Genomic DNA, 19,488 nt, shown 5'->3' with positions numbered 1-19,488 from the left:
CGAGCCTCGTGAGTGGTCGCTCCGGTAAGAACCGGATTCAGCACTCACGAGCGGTGGGGAGAAGCCCGATGGCGGAGTGGTTGCGTTGGCCGGTGGTCCGCCAGCTGACCGGGACGGACCCGCTGGGCAGGGGCCCGGCGGCCCGGTCGCGGCGCACCGATGAGCGGCGGGCGCGCACCGAGGACGCCGACGCGGTGGTCCGGTCGGTGTGCCCGTACTGCGCGGTGGGCTGCGGCCAGCGGGTCTTCGTCCAGGACGGCGCGGTCACCCAGATCGAGGGCGATCCCGATTCGCCGATCAGCCGCGGCCGGCTGTGCCCGAAGGGCTCGGCGAGCCGCGAGCTGGTGGCCTCGCCGCTGCGGCAGACCAAGGTCCGCTACCGCCGCCCGCACGGCACCGGGTGGGAGGACCTCGACCTCGGCACCGCGCTGGACATGATCGCCGACCGGGTGCTGGCCACCCGGGCCGCCACCTGGCAGGACGCCGACGCCGACGGCCGGCCGCTGCGGCGCACGACGGGCATCGCGAGCCTCGGAGGAGCGACCCTCGACAACGAGGAGAACTACCTCATGAAGAAGCTCTACACCGCCCTCGGCGCGATCCAGGTGGAGAACCAGGCCCGCATTTGACACTCCTCCACGGTGCCCGGTCTGGGCACCTCGTTCGGGCGCGGCGGCGCCACCACCTTCCAGCAGGACCTCGCCAACGCCGACTGCGTCCTCATCCAGGGGTCCAACATGGCCGAGGCGCATCCGGTCGGCTTCCAGTGGGTGATGGAGGCGAAGCGGCGCGGCGCGACGATCATCCACGTCGACCCGCGCTTCACCCGCACCTCGGCGTTGGCGCACCGGCACGTCGCGCTGCGCGCGGGCAGCGACATCGCGTTCCTCGGCGCGCTGATCAACCACGTGCTGACCAACGACGCCTACTTCCACGACTACGTCGTGGCCTACACGAACGCCCCGATGATCGTCGGCGAGGAGTTCCGCGACACCGAGGACCTCGACGGCGTCTTCTCCGGCTTCGACACCGAGGCAGGCAGCTACGACACGACGACCTGGCAGTACGAGGGCAGCACCGCCGTGCCGTCGGTCGGCAGCCACGGCCCGGAGACCGCGCCGCCCACGACGATGCACGGGCGTGAGCGCGAAGCGAGCCGCCCCGAGCGCGCCGGATCGGGTGGGCCGGTCTACCACGGTCGAGCCGAAACCGACCCGTCGCTGCAGCATCCCCGCTGCGTGTTCCAGCTGCTCAAGCGGCACTACGCCCGCTACACGCCGGAGATGGTGGAGGAGGTGTGCGGGGTTTCGCGCGAGGACTTCCAGTGGGTGGCCGAGCAGCTCGTGGCGAACTCCGGCCGGGAGCGCACCACGGCGATCGCCTACGCGGTCGGCTGGACGCACCACACCGTGGGCGTGCAGTACATCCGCGCCGCCTCGATCCTGCAGCTGCTGCTGGGCAACATCGGCCGGCCTGGTGGCGGAATCCTGGCGCTGCGCGGGCACGCCAGCATCCAGGGCTCGACCGACATCCCGACGCTGTTCAACCTGCTGCCCGGCTACATCCCGATGCCGCACGCGCACGTCGACTTCGATCTCGACACCTTCGTCGCGCCCGACGAACTCGCGTGCGGCTACTGGGGGAACATGCGGTCCTACCTGGTCAGCTTGCTCAAGGCGTGGTGGGGCGAGCACGCCACGGCCGACAACGACTTCTGCTTCGACAGGCTGCCGCGGCTGACCGGCGACCACGGCACCTTCCAGACCGTGATCGACCAGATCGAAGGGCGCTGCAAGGGCTACTTCGTCGTCGGGGAGAACCCGGCCGTGGGCACCGCGAACGCCCGCCAGCAGCGGATGGGCCTGGCGAACCTGGACTGGCTCGTGGTGCGCGACCTCAACCTGATCGAGACGGCCACCTTCTGGCAGGACGGCCCGGAGATCGAGACCGGCGAGATGCGCACCGAGGACATCGGCACCGAGGTGTTCTTCCTGCCCGCGGCAGCGCACACCGAGAAGGACGGCACCTTCACCAACACCCAGCGGCTGCTGCAGTGGCACCACAAAGCCGTTGAACCGCAAGGAGATCAGCGCAGCGACCTGTGGTTCTTCTACCACCTGGGGAGGCTGCTGCGGGAGAAGCTCGAACCCGGCGATGAGCGGGACCGGGCGCTGTTGGAGCTGACCTGGGACTACCCGGTCGAGGGCGAAATCGACGAGCCGAGCGCGGCGGCTGTGCTGCAGGAGATCAACGGTTACGACGCCGAGGGCGACCCGCTGTCGTCCTACACCCAGCTGCGCCCGGACGGCTCGACCAGCTGCGGTTGCTGGATCTACTGCGGCGTTTTCGCCGACGGGATCAACCAGTCCGCGCGGCGTCGCCCGGGCCGGGAGCAGTCGTGGGTCGCGCCGGAGTGGGGCTGGGCGTGGCCGGCGAACCGGCGGCTGCTCTACAACCGGGCATCGGCCGATCCCGACGGCCGGCCGTGGAGCGACCGCAAGGCCTACGTCTGGTGGGACGACGAGCGCGGCGAGTGGACCGGCCACGACATCCCGGACTTCGACCGGGCCAAGCGACCGGACTACCTGCCCGACCCGGGCGCCACCGGGCCCGAGGGCATCGCGGGCACCGAGCCGTTCATCATGCAGAGCGACGGGCGCGGCTGGCTCTACGTCCCGGCCGGGCTGGTCGACGGCCCGCTGCCAGCGCATTACGAGCCGCAGGAATCGCCGCTGGAGAACCGGATCCACGCCAACCAGCAGCGGAACCCGGCGCGGCAGGTGCTCTCGCGGCCGGAGAACCGATACCAGCCGAGCGGCGCCGAACCCGGCAGCGACGTGTTCCCGTACGTGTTCACCACGTTCCGGCTCACCGAGCACCACACCGCTGGCGGCATGAGCCGGTGGCTGGCGCACCTGTCCGAGCTGGCGCCGGCGATGTTCCTGGAGGTCTCCCCGGCGCTGGCGGCCGAGCGCGGGCTGCGGCACCTGGACTGGGCGACCGTGGTCACCGCCCGCAGCGCCATCGAAGGCCGCGTCCTGGTGACCGCCCGGATGCGGCCGCTGCGCCACGGCGAGCGCACCATCCACCAGATCGGCATCCCGTGGCACTGGGGCCCGAACGGCCTGACCACGGGCGACGCGGCGAACGAGCTGATCAACGTGGCGCTGGACCCGAACGTGCACATCATGGAGACCAAGGCGGGCGCCTGCGACATCCGGCCGGGCCGCCGCCCGCGCGGCGCGGCGCTGGTCCGCTACGTCGCCGAATACCGCAGGCGCGCCGGCATCACCGAACGAACCGGCGTGGAGAGCAGCGACGACCCGCGGCGCCGAGGGGAGTGAGCTCGTGGATTCGAACCGGTTGAGCGGCCCGCTGGCGGACCCGGCGGGGGAGGCGGGGTATCCGCCGGAGCACCCGGAACGCGTCGGGTTCTTCACCGACACCAGCGTGTGCATCGGGTGCAAGGCGTGCGAGGTCGCCTGCAAGGAGTGGAACCTGCTGCCTGAGGACGGCCTCGACCTCACCGGGATGTCCTACGACAACACCGGTGCGCTCGGCGCGACGACGTGGCGGCACGTGGCCTTCGTCGAACAGCACGGATCCACTGTGGATCTGGGGATGCCGGGCATGGGCGAGGACCAGGTCCGCTGGCTGATGTCCTCGGACGTCTGCAAGCACTGCACGCACGCGGCATGCCTCGACGTCTGCCCGACGGGCGCGCTGATCCGCACCGAGTACGGCACGGTGCTGGTGCAGGACGACGTGTGCAACGGCTGCGGTTACTGCGTGCCCGCCTGTCCGTACGGGGTGATCGACGTCCGGCCGGACACCGGCGGCGCGGCCAAGTGCACGATGTGCCAGGACCGGCTGGGTGCCGGGCTGATGCCCGCCTGCGCGACGGCGTGCCCGACGGAGTCCATCCAGTTCGGCCCGCTCGACGAGCTCCGCCACCGCGCCGAAGCGCGCGTCGCGGAGCTGCACGACCAGGGCGTCGCCGAGGCCCGGCTGTACGGGCACGACCCGGCGGACGGGGTCGGCGGCGACGGCGCGTTCTTCCTGCTGCTGGACGAGCCCGAGGTGTACGGGCTGCCGCCGGACCCGGTGGTGACGACGCGCGATCTGCCGTCGATGTGGCGGCATGCGGCGGGCGCGGCGCTGACCGCGGCAGCGGTGATCGCCGGGTGCTTCCTCGGAGGCAAGCGGTGAAGCGCGGCGACCGGCTGATGGTGCCGGACGCGGAGTTCCGGTCCTACTACGGGCGCCCGGTGCTCAAGCAGCCGGTGTGGAAGGTGCCGGACGTACCCGCGTACCTCTACCTCGGCGGGCTGGCGGGGGCGTCGTCGGCGATGGCGCTGTGCGCGGACCTCACCGGGCGCAGGCGGCTGGCGCGCTCCGGCAGGCTGGCAGCGGCGGTGGGGGCGACGGCCAGCGTCGCGGCGCTGATCCACGACCTCGGCCGCCCGACGAGGTTCCTGAACATGCTTCGAGTGCTGAAGCCGACCTCGCCGCTGAGCGTCGGTTCCTGGATCCTGGCGCTGTTCTCGGCGTTGTCGGGCGCGGGCGCGGCCAGCGAACTCACCGGAAAGCTCCCGGTTCTCGGCCGCGCCGCAGCCACCACGGCCGGGGTGATCGCGCCCGCGATGACGACCTACACCGCGGTGCTGCTGGCCGACACGGCGGTCCCGGGCTGGCACGAGGCCTACCGCGAGCTGCCGTTCCTGTTCGCCGGGAGCGCCGTGTCGAGCGCGGGAGCGATCGGCATGCTCGCCGCGCCCGGCGAGTCGGGTCCGGCGCGCCGGATGGCGGTGGCCGGGGCGGCGCTGGAGTTCGCCGCCGGGCAGCGCATGCACCGGCGGATCGGGCTGGTCGGCGAGGTGTACCGGCAGGGGCGTGCGGGCGCGGTGTGGCGCGCCGCCCGGGCGCTGACCGGCCTCGGCGCGGGCGCGGCGCTGTTCGCCGGGCGCAGCAGGGCGGCCGAGATCGCCTCGGGGCTAAGCCTGACCGCCGCGGCCGTCGCGACGCGGTACGCCGTCTTCGAGGCCGGTCGCGCGTCGGTCCGGGATCCCCGCTACACCGTCGTGCCGCAACGCGATCGCGCCTGACCAGCAGATTCACTTGATTCGAGCATCTATGCACTCGGTATATACACCGCGTGTATAGTTGCCGACATGTCGATCAGTCTCACCTTGCTGGGGCTGCTGGAAAGTGGCCCCAGCTACGGATACGACCTGAAGCGCGCCTACGACGAGAGCTTCGGGCACGCGAAGTCGCTGGCCTACGGGCAGGTCTACTCGACGCTGTCCCGGCTGCTGCGGGACGAACTGGTCGAAGTGGACGGAGTCGAGTCCGGCGGGGGACCGGACCGCAAGCGCTACTCGATCACCGAGACCGGCCGGCGCCGGATCGAGGAGTGGCTGTCCACTCCGGAGAAGCCCGTGGCAGAACTGCACAACACGCTCTACGCCAAGGTCGTCCTCGCCGTCCGCTCCGGTCGCGACGCGACGGAGGTGCTCGACCGCCAGCGCGGCGCCCACCTGGCCCGCATGCGCGAACTGACCCGCCGCAAGGCCGAAGCCGAACCCGGCGAGCAGTTGGTGCACGACTACGCCCTCTTCCACCTGGAGGCGGACCTGCGGTGGCTCGAACTCGCCGTGACCCGCCTCGAACCGCTCGCCCAGGAGGTTTCCCAGTGACCGAACCAGCGGTGACCCAGGCGCCCGCAGCCGAACCGCTGCTGCGCGGCACGGACCTGCACCTGTCCTTCGGTCCGACGCCGGCGCTGCGCGGCGTCTCCCTGTCCATCTCGGCGGGGGAGATCGTCGCGGTGATGGGCGCGTCCGGTTCCGGCAAGTCGACCCTGCTGCACTGCCTGGCTGGCATCCGACTGCCGGACTCGGGGCAGATCACCTACCGCGACACGGAGCTGACGACGCTGTCCGACGAGCGGCGGAGCGCCCTGCGCCGGGAGAAATTCGGCTTCGTCTTCCAGTTCGGGCAGCTGGTGCCGGAGCTGACGGTGCGGGAGAACGTGGCGCTGCCGCTGCGGCTGTCCGGGGTGGCGCGCCGCGAAGCGGAGTCCAAGGCCGCGTTGTGGCTGGAAGAGCTGGGGATCGCCGGCGTGGCCGGTTCGCGGCCCGGCGACATCTCCGGCGGGCAGGGCCAGCGCGCGGCGCTGGCCAGGGCACTGGTCGCCGAGCCCGCGGTGATCTTCGCCGACGAGCCGACCGGGGCGCTGGACTCCGCCGGCGGCGAGCAGGTGATGAAGCTGCTGACGCGCGCCGCGCGAGGCGCCCGCGCGGCGGTGGTGCTGGTGACCCACGAACCGCGCGTCGCCGCCTACGCGGACCGGGAGGTCGTGCTCCGCGACGGCAGCACCCAGCTCACCGGGGTGGCGCGATGACGACTGTGCAGGATTGGATGCGGGACCTGGCCTTCGGGCTCCGCCTGGCGGTGACCGGCCGGCGGCCGTGGGGGCGGCTGCTGGTCACCTCCGTGGGAGTCGGGCTCGGCGTGGCGCTGCTGCTGGCGGCGGCATCGATCCCGAACGTCAACTCCTCCCGAGACGCCCGATCCGACGCGAGGTGGGGTCCCCGCGGTGCCGCCGGGGACGCCGCCTCGGTGCTGGTGGCGGAGACGTCGACGGTGTTCCGGAACGAGCATGTCCAGGGGATGTGGGTGCAGAACCAGCGTCCCGACGGGCCGGTGGCTCCCGGGCTGCTCCAGAACCCGCGACCGGGAGAGGTGGTGGTCTCGCCGGCGCTGCGGGAGATCCTCTCCGGGCCGGACGGCGCGCTGCTGCAACCGAGGTTCCCCCACGTGGTCGGTGTGGTCGGCGACGAGGGCCTGCTCTACCCCAATGAGGTCTTCTACTACGCCGGAACCGACGCGCTGTCGCCGCAGAGCAGCAACGTCAGCGGGGTAGTGGACCACTTCGGGGAGGCGCTGGGGCACAGCCGCTCGACGTTCTCCACGAGCGAGTGGCTCATCCTCGCCCTCGGTCTGGCCGCGCTGCTGGTGCCGGTCGTGGTGTACGTCGCGGCCACCGCGCGACTGGCCGAGACCGCGAGGCAGCGCCGGCTGTCGGCAATGCGGCTGGTCGGTGCCAGCGGCGAGCAGATCCGCCGGATGGCGGCGGGCGAAGCGCTGGCGGGCGCGCTGCTGGGCGTCGTGCTGGGCTGGGCGCTGTTCCTCTTCGGACGGACGTTCGCCAGCGGAGTGACCATCGCGAAGTCCGCCGTCTTCGACTTCGACATCACCCCGGTGTGGTGGCTCGCGGCGCTCGTGACCATCGGCATTCCGGCCGTCGCCGTCGCCGTCACGATCGGTTCGCTGACGCACGCCATCACCGACCCGCTGGACGTGTCTCGCCGGACGGTCTCGCGGCGGCGTCGCCTGGGCTGGCGCCTGGTGCCGCTCGGACTGGGCCTGCTGGGATTGCTGGCCGTCATCTTCGGCTTCGACGGAATGGACGACCTGCCGCTGTTCGTCGTCTCGGTGGTGCTCGTCCTGGTCGGGATCCCGGTGCTGCTGCCGTGGTGTGTCGAGCGCGCGGTCGGCCGCTTGCGAGGCGGCCCTACGGCGTGGCAGCTGGCGATCGGGCGGCTGAAGCTGACCAGCGGTCCCGCTGCGCGGTCGGTCAGCGCGATCGCTGTCGTGGTGGCCGGCGTGATCGCTCTGCAGACGATGCTGGCCACGGTCGAAGGCGAACGTGCGGACCGCAGCGATCTACGGGAAGTGGTGCCACCAGTGTCGGCCAGCGCACTGATCGGAGGCGAACGACCGTCCGATCCCGCCGAGATCGGGCGGATCGAGCAGGAGGTGCGATCGCTGCCAGGCATCGACGACGTGCGGGGCGCGGCGATGGTCACGATCGTGGGGCAGGACCGAACGGCCGCGCCGTTGCTCATCGTCGACTGCGCCCGGATCGCCCGGCTGATCCCGGCGCCGGACTGCCGGGATGGCGACGCGTTCGTCCCGCCCGGGCACAGCCCACTGCGGCCCGGCGAGCGCGTGGAGCTGGCGGAATCGTCGTACGGCGGGGAGTTCCAGCCCAGCACGCCACCACCGACCTGGAACGTGCCGGAGTCGGTGCGGCCGGCATCCGCCCCGGTCGTGTTCGTCGACGACGAGGTCGCGATGGTGCTGACTCCGGCCGCGGCCGCAGGCATCCCGGAAGGCGCTCAGTACCTGCAGGTGGACATCCGCCTCAATCCGGCGGCCCCGCACGACCTGGACGAGCGCCTCCGCAACATCGCCGCGGCACACCTCGCCGATTCCAGCGTCTGGGGCTCGGCGGCCGGCGGGCGGGCCGCGGCCGCAGAAGCGGAACCGGTCATGGGCGTGATCCGCGCCGCGTTGCTGGCGGGCGCGCTGCTCACCTTCGCGCTCATCGGATGCAGCCTGTTCGTCTCGGCGGCCGAGCAGATCCAGGAACGGCGCAGGCCGCTGGCCGTGCTCGGGGCGGTGGGCGTCCCGAGGCGAACCCAGTGGTGGTCGCAACTCCTGCAGAACGCGGTACCGATGCTCGTCGCAACGGCGCTGGCGACGGTGGTCGGCATGCTGCTCGGCGCGCTGACGACGGTGGCCACGAACAACGGGAGGGGACAGATCGTCTTCGACCTGCCCGGCATGCTCGGCCTCTTCGCGTTCGCGGCAGCGGCGGTCCTCGTCGTAACGGCCCTGGCCCTCCCGGCGCTCGGCCGAGCCGCCCACCCGACCGGCCTCCGCACCGAATGACCTGGCCGGACGAGTAGCGCGAGTCCAAGGGGGTTTCTGCCGGCTGTGCTGGCAGAAACCCCCTTCACGAGGTTCGTGGTATCTATAAATTCAGTGTTGAATGAAATTAATCATCCCGGGCCCGGTCCGACGGTGCCTGTATCCGGGACGACAGCCCGACACGGCTTGTCTACTGCGCGGCGAGTGCTGGCGAATCCCAGCCCATCACGCTGAAGGGAAGTCCGTTGCGGTAGGCGTGAATGCCGGCGGCGGGGTAGGGGATGAGCACTGCGGGGAGCCGGTCGAGTTCGAACCAGGCGATGGCGTGGCACTTGTCGGGTTCGCGGTTGACGGGCTCGCCGGTCCATCGGGTCGTTTCGAAGAAGATGCCCAACCGAGGTTCTGCGCCGGGGTCGTTTACGTGGATGGTGTGGACGTGCCGGAGCTCGGCGGGGTCGATCAGCACGCCGACTTCCTCTTCGGCTTCGCGCACTGCGGCGGTGAGTGCGGATTCGGCGGCGTCGAGCTTGCCGGACGGCAGGTGCCACATGCCATCGCCGTAGTCGCCGCGCCGCCGGCTCAGCAGGATCTCGTTGTTGTGGCGTACGAGCAGCACGTGCACGTCGATGATGGTGCGTTGAGGCATCCGGATGGTCCTCGGGGATCGCGGTCTTCGGGCCGGTACCGGATGCCACGAGGATCCGTTCTTCAAGCCCTCTGGAGTGGGTCGCAGAGCATACGCCGCGGCCTTTTCGATGTGCCCACATGAACTGATCGAATGCGTCCGAAAACGCTCTGTTAGCACTCAATAGGGTGAGTCGTGGCTCATGTCTCACCGTAGGTGATTGGATTTCCGAAGGTGATCTCATCGTCGATCAAGAAATGAGCTGGAAAAACCCTGTCATCGCGGCGATCTTGTCGATGTTTCTATGACGATGGCCACTCGCTGATGGTTTGGTCCTCGGTTTCCGGCTACGTAGCGTGGCCCCTCGTCGGCGCCCCCGAGTCGACGAGCAAGACCGGAAGCCCGCTTCGCCAAACCCTGCCCAGCGGGCCTTTCCGACCCCCGACACGTGCATCAGGGCAGGGGCCTGACGACGACGGCGAACCCGGCGTCCGGCTGAGAAGGCTCGGCCGCGTCGATCGCCGCCCCCGGCGTCAGCGCAGGCGTCGCTGGAGACGAAGAACATGGCTAGCTCCCGAGGCAAGCACCGCAAGTCCATCACCGGCCGCAACGTCGCGCGGGTCGCCCTCGCCGGCGCGGTCGTCGCCGCCCCGTTCGCGCTGGCCCTGCCGGCCAACGCCGCGTCGCAGTCCACCTGGGACGCCGTCGCGAAGTGCGAGAGCGGCGGCAACTGGTCGATCAACACGGGCAACGGCTACTACGGCGGCCTGCAGTTCAACCAGTCCACCTGGGCCGCCTACGGTGGCACCAGCTACGCCTCGAACGCCTCGCAGGCCAGCCGCGAGCAGCAGATCGCGGTCGCCGAGCGCGTGCTGCAGAAGCAGGGCCCGGGCGCCTGGCCGGTGTGCTCGAAGAAGGCCGGTCTGTCGGCCGGTAGCGGCCTGCAGAACCAGGACGTCGCTTCGGGCACCACGAAGAAGACCACTCCGAAGACGGAGACCAAGACCAAGCCCGAGACCAAGAAGACGCAGGTCAAGAAGACCGTGCAGGTCGAGGGCGCCTACACCGTGCAGGCCGGCGACACGCTGAGCTCGATCGGTGGCAAGTTCGACGTCAGTTGGGAGTCGATCTTCGAGAAGAACCACGGCGTCGTCAGCGACGCCAACCTGATCTTCCCGGGTCAGCAGCTGACCGTGAAGTGACCCGTCCGGTCCGCGTGACCGGGCGACAGCAAGGGACCCCGCCTGCCTCTCTCCGGCGGGGTCCCTTGCGTTTTCGGTCGAGGCGTCCGCGCCGGGCTCATTTCAGCTTGCGGCGGCGCAGGTCGCTGCGGATGTCCCAGGCGGTCCAGCTGACGCCACCGAGGGCGAGGCCGGCCATCAGGATCAGCACCAGGGCTTCGGTCACGGCGGGCTCCCTTCGACCGGGACCGTCGGATTGCTTCCCGAGCCTAACGACCGTTTCGTTGATCGCCGAACGTGTCGAATTATCAAACCCGATCGGGCGAAGTGTCCAAATCGGCCGGTCGCCGCGGTCATCTCGAATTCCGCGTGTCTGAGGCGAATTCGGTGTGCGGTTCGAATATGCGCCCCGCAGTTGGCCTTGCACGTTCCGTGTTTTCCGATCATCACCCGGGATGAATGTTCCTCGGCAGGGTGATCCACCGGCATGTTGGGGACGAGCTCATCGCCTGTTGCCCCGATCATTTTCGTGATCAAGCCCGGCCGCGTGCTCGGTGCGGGAAGACACGTGCCGCGGAAAGGGGGAGCGTCCGATGGACGCCGATCATCACGCCGCATTGGCCGAGTCGACCGCCCTCGGCGGGTGGGTCGGCCCGGCGGCGATCGTCGCAGGTGCCCTGCTGCTGATCGTCGCGCTGTTTCGCCGAACGCGCGCCACACTGGCGAAGAAGCGACGGGCGGCGCGCTCGAGTGCGGCCAATTGGTGGTGACGCGTCGACCGGAGCCGGCCTAGGCGTGTCGCGCGTGTGCGGGCGCCGAGGGGGGGAGGGACGCATGACCGACACCACGCGGGACTCCAGGGAGGCGGCGGAGCGCGCCCCGACCGAAGACCGGCCGGCCGATCAGAGCTGGCGGGTCGTCCCGGCACCGCCGCCGACGCGCAGGGCGCACCGCCAAGACCTGCGCACCACGATCGCGGTCGATCTGGGGCGGCTGGCGGCGTCGATGTCGCGGCGGCTCGGCATGGGCAGCGGCGGGATGATCGGCGGCCGACTCGCGCTGAGCGTACAACCGCGAGCCCTGCGAAGGCTGGCAACCGGGCGGCGTGTCGTGATGGTTACTGGCACGAATGGCAAGACGACGACCACGCAGATGGTGGCGGAGGCGCTGCGGTCGCAGGCTCCCGCCGTCAGCAACGGCACCGGCGCGAACATGCTCGACGGGCACGTCGCCGCGCTGATGACCAGGCCGGACGCCCCGTTTGCCGCGCTCGAGGTCGACGAGCTGCACCTGGCGCAGGTGACCGAGCAGTTCGAGCCGGCCGTGATCCTGCTGCTCAACCTCAGCAGGGACCAGCTCGACCGGGTAGGCGAGATCCGCACCGTCGCCGCGAGCCTGCGGCGTGCTCTGGCGCAGGCTCCGGGCGCGCAGGTGATCGCGAACCGGGACGACCCGAACATCGTCTTCGCCGCCGCCGATCATCCCGCGGTCACGTGGGTCTCCGGTGGCGTGCGCTGGAAGGACGACGCGCTGAACTGCCCGAACTGCGGCGCGTTCATCGGCGACACCGACCGGGACTGGCAATGCGCCTGCGGCCTGGCTCGTCCGGCCGCGGACTGGACGGTCACCGGAACCGGGGCGGTGTCGGCGGACGGCGCCCACCACGAGCTCGCACTGTCCTTGCCGGGCCACGTGAACCGGGTCAACGCGACGTTCGCGCTGGCCGCGGCGCTGCACCTGGGCTGTGGCGAGGACGCGTCGCTGGCCCGGATCGGGCGGATCTCGCAGGCGGGCGGCCGGTACCAGACGGTCCAGCTCGCCGGCCGGGATGTCCGGCTGCTGCTGGCGAAGAATCCGGCCAGCTGGCTGGAGATGCTCGACCTCGTCGAGGGCGACGACGATCCGCTGGTGCTGGTGGTCAACAGCCGGGAGGCCGACGGCTACGACGTCTCCTGGCTGTGGGACGTGGATTTCGAGGTGCTGCGCGACCGGCCGGTCCGGGTGGCGGGGGACCGGGCGCTGGATCTGGCGGTGCGGCTGCGCTATGCCGAAGTGCCCTGCGCCGTGGCGTCCGATGTGGACGAGGCGCTGGCCGGGGCGGCGACCGGCGTGCCGGACGTGATAGCCAACTACACCGCCTTCCGCGACCTCGTGACCAGGAGCAGGCGATGATGCGCGACCGCGTCCGTCTCGCGCTCGTGCTGCCCGACCTGCTGGGTACCTACGGCGACCGCGGCAACGTGTTGGTGCTGGCGCAGCGGCTGAAGTGGCGCAACATCGACAGCGAGACGGTGACGGTGCTGTCCGAATCCGACTCCGTGCCGGAATCCTGTGACCTGTACTTGATCGGCGGCGGCGAGGACGTCGCGCAGGTCGCCGCGGTCAGGTTCCTGCACCGCGGTCCCGGGCTGCGGCGCGCGGTGGACCGCGGCTCCCCGGTGCTGGGCATCTGCGGCGGTCTGCAGGTGCTCGGGACGAGCTTCGTCACCGGCGACGGCGTGCAGCACGCCGGACTGGGCGTGGTCGACGCGGCCACCGAGCCGGGCAGCGGCCGCGCGATCGGCGAGGTGACCACGCAGTCCACGCTGGGCGGCGTCGGAATGCTCACCGGGTTCGAGAACCACCTCGGCCGGACCCGGGTCGGGCCCGGTTCGCAGCCGCTGGGCCGGGTGACGCGCGGCATCGGCAACGGTCACGACGATGCCGAAGGTGCGGTCCGCGGGCACGTCGTCTGCACCTACCTGCATGGACCGGTGCTGGCGCGCAATCCGAAGCTGGCCGATCTGCTGCTGGAATGGGCGATCGGCGAACCTTTGGAGCCGCTGCCCGATCCTCCGGAGCTGCGTGCGCTGCGCTCCGAACGGACCCGGCTGCACGTTCGAAACCGCAAGTGACCGTCAGCGGCGGATGATCCGGGCCAGCCGGTCGATCGCGGGTCGGAGCTCCGGGGCGCGGAAGAGCGCCAGCGCGCCGAAGCTGACGGCCATCACCACGACCGTGTGCACTACCAGCGAGAACCAAGCGTCGGCGACCGGCCCGAACGGGCCGAACGCGCTGCGCAGGCCGGCGAGGACGGCGAGTCCGCAAGCGCAGCCGAGCAGGGTGGCGGCGAGTGCGCGCCCGATGCCGGCGAGGGTGCGGCGGGTCTGGACCGGGCCGACCCGGCGATGCAACCAGATCTGGCCGGCGATCGAGCCGATCACGAAGCTCACCGACATCGCCCCGGTGACGCCGACGACCAGGTCGCGCGGATCCAGCACGGCGAGCGCGACGTAGCAAAGCACGCTGCGGACCACCACCATGATCACGTTGATCCAGGTGGGAGTGCGGGCGTCCTTCATCGCGTAGAACGCGCGGAGCTGCAACATCGTGATCGCGAAGGGGACCACGCCCAGCGCGGCGGCGGCCAGCGCCCAGCCGAGCCGGTCGGCCGCCGCGACATCGCTGGCGCCCAGCGAGAAGAACGCCACGCCGATCGCGCCACCGGCGACTGCCAGCAGTGCGCTGATCGGCATCAGCAGCACGGCGCTCAGCCGGCTGCCCAGCGAGACGTCGGCGACGAACTCCGTGGTGTCCTCGGCCGCGGCGGCCCGGCTGATCCTGGGCATCAGCGCGGTGAGCAGCGATACGCCGAGCACGCCGTAGGGGACCTGCGACAGCAGCCAGGCGTAGTTGAAGGTCGCGACGCTGCCGGTGGTGCCCTGCCCGGTGACGCGGGTGATCACCACCATGCCGGCCTGGCTGATCAGCGTGTAGAGCACGACCCACCCGGCCAGCCCGCCGAACTCCGACAGCCTGCGGTCCCAGCCCCACCGCCAGCGGAACCGGAAACCGCTGCGGCGCAGCGAAACGGCCATGATCGCCGCCTGGACGGCGATGCCCAGCGCGGTGCCGATGCCGAGGATCAGCAGCTTCGGCTCGCCCATGCGCACCGGATGCGTCGAGATCTCGCCGGGCACCAGCGCGTACACCACGACTGTGGTGATCACGACGACGTTGTTGAGCACCGGGGCCCAGGCCGGGATGCCGAACACACCGCGGACGTTGAGGATCGCCTGCAGCAGCGCGGACATCCCGTAGCAGACGATGCCGGGCAGCAGCAGGTAGGCGAACGCCGTGGTCAGCGCGGCGTTGGCGCGGGTGTCGGGGCCGAGGTAGAGCTCGGTGAGCAGCGGGGCGGCGGCCACCGCGGCGGTGGTGGCCGCGATCAGCAGCACCCCGCCCATGGTGATCATCCACTGCGCGTAGGCCTCGCCCTGCCGGGCGCCCTCCTGCTGCGCCCGCACCAGCAGCGGCACCGCGATGCTCGTGAGCACACCGCCGAGCAGCAGCTCGTTGACCACGGTCGGGAGTGTGTTCGCGACGGTGTAGGAGTCGTTGACCATGCCGAGCCCGAGAACGGCCACCAGCAGCACCTTCGCCAGCAGGCCGCTGGCCCGGCTGACGGTGGTCGCCACCGCCATCGCCGCGCTGGCCCGGGCCAGCGAAGTGCCGTGCACGCGGGAATCGGCCTGCTCGACCACGACGCTCCCCAGTTCTCGGCCTCACCTGCGCCGACCGTGCCACGAAAGTCCGGCCGCCGCCTCGCGACCGCTCGTTTCATGGCAACCTGATCACACCGACGTGGACGGGGGAGGCGCAGCGATGATCGTGATCGGCGGGCTGTTGCTGGTGGCCGGGGTGGTCGTGGCGATCGTCACCGGCGGGGACATGGTGGGCGGCTGGCTGCTGCCGGTCGGCCTGATCGCCGCCGGTATCGGGATGCTCTTGGCCGGAACGGTCGCTGCGGCTCGCCGTCGGCTCCCGCTGCGGGCGGCTGTCCGTGCGCACCGGGTGGCGCCGGTGGGCGGTCCGCTGCGGAGGGCCCGCGCGGTTCCGTCGATGGTCGTCTCCACCGCGCGGGGCCGGAACCCGGTGCTGCCGCGCTACCAGCTCGCGCTCTGGCTGCTGGCCGCGGTGTACGTGGTCTCGCCGATCGACTTCATCCCGGACTTCCTGCCGCTGCTGGGCATCGGCGACGACATCGGCGTCGGCACCTGGCTGCTGACCAGCCTGTACGCCGAATCGGGCAACTTCCTCGCCGCCCGGGAGCAGCGGCCTGAGACGGACGCCGAGTAGTCCTCAGGTCGCGGTCGGCGCGGGCTCGGCGGGAGTGCGACGGCGGCGGAAGAGGCCGTGGTCGAGAGACCAGTTGCCGCCGTTGAAGCCCAGCGCGAGCGCGGCGACGCCGATGGCCAGCGGCAACTCGAAGCCCATGGGGGAGAACAGGCCGTGGGGCAGGTGCACGAGGAGCACCGCGCCGGCCATGTCGATGGCGACCAGGACGCCGACCAGCGGCAGCAGCAGTCCGAGGACCAGGAACACGCCGCCGATCAGTTCGACCAGCCCCGCGTACCAGGCGGACACCTGCGGGAACGGGATCTGCATGCTGGTGAAGCTCTGCGCGACTGCGCCCAGCCCGTAGTCGACGACCTTCTGCCAGCCGTGCGCGATCAGGATGATCCCGATGCCGAGCCGGCCGATGAAGGCGAAGAAATCACGAACGACGTGCATGACGTGCCTCCTGTCCTGCGTCGACCCCGTTGGCGGCGCGGGCCCACCTCAAGTCTGGTGGGTGGCCGGGCCGCAGTCATCTCGGCGGAGTTCTCGCCAGGCAGGGAGGTTGGGGGCCGCGGTCGGCCCCCAACCCGGTGGCTCAGCCCTTGAGCAGGGAGCGGGCCATCACCATGCGCTGGATCTGGTTGGTGCCCTCGTAGATCTGGGTGATCTTGGCGTCGCGCATCATCCGCTCCACCGGGAAGTCCCGGGTGTAGCCGGCGCCGCCGAAGAGCTGCACCGCGTCGGTGGTGACCTCCATGGCCACGTCGGAGGCGAAGCACTTCGCGGCGGCGGAGATGAACCCGAGGTTCGCCTCGCCGCGCTCGGCGCGGGCCGCGGCGATGTAGACCATGTGCCGCGCGGCTTCGACCTTCATCGCCATGTCGGCCAGCATGAACTGGACGCCCTGGAAGTCGGAGATGGCCTTGCCGAACTGCTTGCGCTCCTTGACGTAGGCCAGCGCCTGCTCCAGCGCGCCCTGCGCGATGCCGACGGCCTGGGCGCCGATGGTGGGCCGGGTGTGGTCCAGCGTGCGCAGCGCGGTCTTGAACCCGGTGCCGGGCTCGCCGATGATCCGGTCGGCCGGGATGGTGCAGTCCTCGAAGTACAGCTCCACGGTCGGCGAGCCCTTGATGCCGAGCTTCTTCTCCTTCGGGCCCACCGCGAATCCGGGGTCGTCGGCGTGCACCACGAACGCGCTGATGCCGTTGGCGCCCTTGTCCGAGTCGGTCACCGCCATCACGGTGTACCACTTGGATTCGCCGCCGTTGGTGATCCAGCACTTGCTGCCGTTGAGCACCCAGTGGTCGCCGTCGAGGTGCGCGCGGGTCTTCATCGCCGCTGCGTCCGAGCCCGCCTCGCGCTCGGACAGCGCGTAGGACGCGGTCGCCTCGCCGTTGGCGATCGAGGGCATCACCTGCTTCTTGAGCTCTTCGGAAGCGGAGAGCAGGATCGGCATGGTGCCGAGCTTGTTGACGGCCGGGATCAGCGACGACGAGGCGCACACCCGGGCGACCTCCTCGATCACGATGCAGGTGGCGACGGAGTCGGCGCCCTGCCCGTCGTAGGCCTCCGGTACGTGCACGGCGGCGAAGCCCGCCTTCGTGAGCGCGTCGCGCGCCTCGCGCGGGTACCGCTCCTGCTCGTCGACCTCGGCCGCGTACGGCGCGATCTCCTTGTTGGCCAGGGCACGCACCGCCTCGCGCAGTGCTTCGTGCTCCTCGGCCAGCTGGTAGGTGCCGAAGCTCGGGTCCACCGGATGCCTCCTAGTTCCCCGACGCCATGGCCGGGTAGTTCCTCGCGGTCCGCGCCAGCGGACACCTGTTCGTGTCCGCCATCGTAACGGCACTGAGTGCCACTAGCAATCGCGGCCGGTGCTATATTCCGGCCATGTCCGAGGCAGCGACTCCGGCGCCCAGAACCCGTTCCGGCCGCACCCCGCACGGCCGCCGGCGGGTGCGCAGCTCCCTGGCGCTGGCCGCGATGGAGCTGTTCGGCGAGCAGGGCTTCGAAGCGACCACTGTGGACCAGATCGCCGAGGCGGCGGGCGTCGGGCGGCGCACCTTCTTCCGGTACTTCCGGTCCAAGGAGGACGTCGTCTTCCCCGGCCACGACGAGCGGCTGGCCGAGGTGGTCGAGCTGCTGGAGGCCGCCGACCCGGCGGCCGATCCGCTGGCGGTGCTCGGGCGGACCGCCGAGGTGGTGCTGGAGATGTACCTCGCGGAGCCGGAGGTGTCGCTCAGGCGGTTCGAGCTGACCCGTGAGGTTTCCGCGTTGCGGGACAAGGAAATCGCCAGCATCGACCGCTACCAGCGGGTGTTCGCGCGCTACCTGCGCGGCCGGTACGCCGGCGAGCCGGGCGGCGATCTGCGTGCCGCGGTCGTGGCCGCGGCGGTGGTCGCCGCGCACAACCACGTGCTCCGGCAGTGGCTGAAGAGCGGGGGAGCGCTGGATGCGAAGGCGCTGCTGCGTGAAGCGCTGCAGCAGGTAATGGTCGCGATGTCGGGGCAGTGGAGCCGCGAAGGTTCCGCCGACGAGGCGGGGGAGAACGTCGTCGTCGGCGTAGTGCGCACCGCGGCGCCCGCCGGTGTCGTGCTCAAGCATCTTGAAGAGGCGCTGCGGGACATCCGCTAGCGAGACTGCGGCACTCAGTGTCAGAAAGCATGCGTCGGAGACGGACCGAGAGGATCGATCAGATCTATTTGTTCAGTGTCAGTTGAAACATTTCTCCAGCGAAGCGCGGCGACACAGCAGCGGGGCCTGGACCGCAATGCTTTCGCTGTGTGGGTCTCAGCCGATGATGGCGCGGACCCGCTTGATCACCGGCGCGAACGCGTCCATGTACGGCTCGTGCACGGTGTAGTAGGTGAAGCCGTAGCGCTCGCGGTTGCGCAGCACTTGATCGGCGATCTGCTCGACACTGCCGATGAATGCGAACGGCGTCTCCAGGAGCTCCTCGGCGGTCATCATCGACCCGTACCGCTCCAGCAGTTTCTCGGCCGCGGCCGTTCGCTCATCGGTGATCACGACCAACTGCGTCAGGGCGTGCCACTGCACCCGATCCGCGCGTTCGCCCGCGCGTTCGCGGGCGTAGCGGACGCGTTCGGAGGCTTCTGCCGCCGTGCCGATGCGCAGCGTTCCCGGCGGTTGTCCCTTGATCTGGAAGGCCCCGGCGATGCCGATGATGTCGGCGGTTTCGGCGGCGGTCTGCAGGATCCGGTCTCCGGTGCCGCCGACGATCAGCGGGGGCCCGTAGCCGCCGAAGCCGATGCGTTGCACGGGGCGCGAGACCGGAATGCCGAGGTTCTCGCGCATGGCCGCCTGCTGGTCGTAGCCGTCCGCCGCGAACAGGCGGCCGAGTTCGTCGATGGTCGCCCGCAGGCGTTCGGCGCGCCTGCCGAACGGTTCCCACTCGATGCCTGCCTCGTCGAACTCCCATTTCATGTGGCCGGCGCCGAGACCGACTTCCAGGCGGCCGCCGGTGAGGATGTCGGTGGTGGCGATCTCGCGGGCCAGCAACGCGGGATTCCAGAACGGTGCGTTGAGCACGAGGGTGCCGACCTTGAGTCGTTCGGTGGCCTGAGCGGCGGCGACGAGAGTGGGGAAGGGCGACGCGATGCCGAGGTGGTCGGCGGCGAACACCGTGTCGTAGCCGTGCCGCTCGGCGCGGCGGCAGGTCTCGGCGAAGGCCGCGGGTGATTCCAGGCCGAAGATGTTGTAGGAGAAGCGGAAGTCCGTCATGCGGGTCATGCTGCGGCATGCTCCGGTCGATCACCAGAGGTTCAGCACTCTGCGAACTTCCCCTATCATTAAATTCTATCATTTCAGTGTTTAATGAAATAAATCCTAACCGGCCACCGCATTGCC

Annotated in this window: 17 protein-coding genes; 12 read left to right on the top strand and 5 right to left on the bottom strand. The window is 70.5% G+C overall.

Annotation, left to right across the window (positions count from 1 at the left end):
• Positions 1–68: 68 nt before the first annotated feature.
• The 6 genes from fdh to AB0I53_RS17690 all read left to right on the top strand — a co-directional run bounded on the left by fdh (position 69) and on the right by AB0I53_RS17690 (position 8,739).
• Positions 69–3,344 (top strand): formate dehydrogenase, encoded by a 3,276-nt coding sequence (gene fdh / locus AB0I53_RS17715; protein ID WP_358603487.1) that lies wholly within the window; start codon positions 69–71, stop codon positions 3,342–3,344.
• Positions 3,345–3,348: 4 nt separating this feature from the next.
• On the top strand, positions 3,349–4,209 hold the full coding sequence (locus AB0I53_RS17710; RefSeq protein WP_358603484.1) for a 4Fe-4S dicluster domain-containing protein: 861 nt from the start codon (positions 3,349–3,351) through the stop codon (positions 4,207–4,209).
• Positions 4,206–5,105 (top strand): NrfD/PsrC family molybdoenzyme membrane anchor subunit, encoded by a 900-nt coding sequence (nrfD, locus tag AB0I53_RS17705; RefSeq protein WP_358603481.1) that lies wholly within the window; start codon positions 4,206–4,208, stop codon positions 5,103–5,105. The genes AB0I53_RS17710 and nrfD overlap by 4 nt, the downstream gene beginning before the upstream one ends.
• A gap of 66 nt (positions 5,106–5,171) precedes the next feature.
• On the top strand, positions 5,172–5,696 hold the full coding sequence (locus AB0I53_RS17700) for a PadR family transcriptional regulator (protein WP_358603479.1): 525 nt from the start codon (positions 5,172–5,174) through the stop codon (positions 5,694–5,696).
• The gene (locus AB0I53_RS17695) at positions 5,693–6,403 is read left to right on the top strand and encodes an ABC transporter ATP-binding protein (protein ID WP_358603477.1); all 711 of its coding nucleotides are present in this window, start codon (positions 5,693–5,695) and stop codon (positions 6,401–6,403) included. Before AB0I53_RS17700 ends, AB0I53_RS17695 begins: the two co-directional genes overlap by 4 nt.
• On the top strand, positions 6,400–8,739 hold the full coding sequence (locus AB0I53_RS17690; protein WP_358603474.1) for an FtsX-like permease family protein: 2,340 nt from the start codon (positions 6,400–6,402) through the stop codon (positions 8,737–8,739). The genes AB0I53_RS17695 and AB0I53_RS17690 overlap by 4 nt, the downstream gene beginning before the upstream one ends.
• A 169-nt stretch (positions 8,740–8,908) precedes the next feature.
• Here AB0I53_RS17690 and AB0I53_RS17685 read toward each other — a convergent pair whose 3' ends face one another.
• A complete protein-coding gene (locus AB0I53_RS17685) occupies positions 8,909–9,364 on the bottom strand; it encodes an NUDIX domain-containing protein (RefSeq protein ID WP_358603471.1) in 456 nt (151 codons plus the stop codon).
• Positions 9,365–9,906: 542 nt separating this feature from the next.
• Between AB0I53_RS17685 and AB0I53_RS17680 the strand changes: the two genes are divergently transcribed.
• The 4 genes from AB0I53_RS17680 to AB0I53_RS17665 all read left to right on the top strand — a co-directional run bounded on the left by AB0I53_RS17680 (position 9,907) and on the right by AB0I53_RS17665 (position 13,418).
• The gene (locus AB0I53_RS17680; RefSeq protein WP_358603468.1) at positions 9,907–10,545 is read left to right on the top strand and encodes a transglycosylase family protein; all 639 of its coding nucleotides are present in this window, start codon (positions 9,907–9,909) and stop codon (positions 10,543–10,545) included.
• A gap of 572 nt (positions 10,546–11,117) precedes the next feature.
• Positions 11,118–11,294: a hypothetical protein gene (locus AB0I53_RS17675; protein ID WP_358603465.1), complete on the top strand. Its 177-nt coding sequence runs from the start codon at positions 11,118–11,120 to the stop codon at positions 11,292–11,294.
• Between the two features lie 64 nt (positions 11,295–11,358).
• Positions 11,359–12,696 (top strand): MurT ligase domain-containing protein, encoded by a 1,338-nt coding sequence (locus AB0I53_RS17670; RefSeq protein ID WP_358603462.1) that lies wholly within the window; start codon positions 11,359–11,361, stop codon positions 12,694–12,696.
• Positions 12,696–13,418, top strand: coding sequence for a glutamine amidotransferase (locus tag AB0I53_RS17665; protein ID WP_358603708.1), 723 nt, complete (start codon positions 12,696–12,698; stop codon positions 13,416–13,418). The genes AB0I53_RS17670 and AB0I53_RS17665 overlap by 1 nt, the downstream gene beginning before the upstream one ends.
• A gap of 3 nt (positions 13,419–13,421) precedes the next feature.
• Here AB0I53_RS17665 and murJ read toward each other — a convergent pair whose 3' ends face one another.
• Positions 13,422–15,047, bottom strand: a complete 1,626-nt coding sequence (gene murJ / locus AB0I53_RS17660; protein WP_358603459.1) for a murein biosynthesis integral membrane protein MurJ — start codon at positions 15,045–15,047, stop codon at positions 13,422–13,424.
• A 121-nt stretch (positions 15,048–15,168) separates the two neighbouring features.
• On the opposite strand from murJ, the gene AB0I53_RS17655 reads away from it, so the two are divergent.
• Positions 15,169–15,642: a DUF1232 domain-containing protein gene (locus tag AB0I53_RS17655; protein ID WP_358603456.1), complete on the top strand. Its 474-nt coding sequence runs from the start codon at positions 15,169–15,171 to the stop codon at positions 15,640–15,642.
• 3 nt (positions 15,643–15,645) lie between these two features.
• On the opposite strand, the gene AB0I53_RS17650 is transcribed toward AB0I53_RS17655, so the two are convergent.
• Both AB0I53_RS17650 and AB0I53_RS17645 read right to left on the bottom strand, forming a co-directional pair.
• Positions 15,646–16,077 (bottom strand): DoxX family protein, encoded by a 432-nt coding sequence (locus tag AB0I53_RS17650; RefSeq protein WP_358603453.1) that lies wholly within the window; start codon positions 16,075–16,077, stop codon positions 15,646–15,648.
• Between the two features lie 142 nt (positions 16,078–16,219).
• Entirely contained in the window at positions 16,220–17,377 is a 1,158-nt protein-coding gene (locus AB0I53_RS17645) for an acyl-CoA dehydrogenase (RefSeq protein ID WP_358603450.1), read from the bottom strand.
• A 134-nt stretch (positions 17,378–17,511) separates the two neighbouring features.
• Here AB0I53_RS17645 and AB0I53_RS17640 point away from each other — a divergent pair, with 134 nt between their 5' ends.
• Positions 17,512–18,255: a TetR family transcriptional regulator gene (locus AB0I53_RS17640; protein WP_358603447.1), complete on the top strand. Its 744-nt coding sequence runs from the start codon at positions 17,512–17,514 to the stop codon at positions 18,253–18,255.
• Between the two features lie 156 nt (positions 18,256–18,411).
• On the opposite strand, the gene AB0I53_RS17635 is transcribed toward AB0I53_RS17640, so the two are convergent.
• Positions 18,412–19,371, bottom strand: coding sequence for an LLM class F420-dependent oxidoreductase (locus tag AB0I53_RS17635; RefSeq protein ID WP_358603444.1), 960 nt, complete (start codon positions 19,369–19,371; stop codon positions 18,412–18,414).
• Positions 19,372–19,488 lie beyond the last annotated feature (117 nt).

Source organism: Saccharopolyspora sp. NPDC050389, assembly GCF_040655595.1.
In the GTDB taxonomy this organism is placed as follows: domain Bacteria; phylum Actinomycetota; class Actinomycetes; order Mycobacteriales; family Pseudonocardiaceae; genus Saccharopolyspora.
This window is presented reverse-complemented; position numbering and strand designations above follow the sequence as displayed.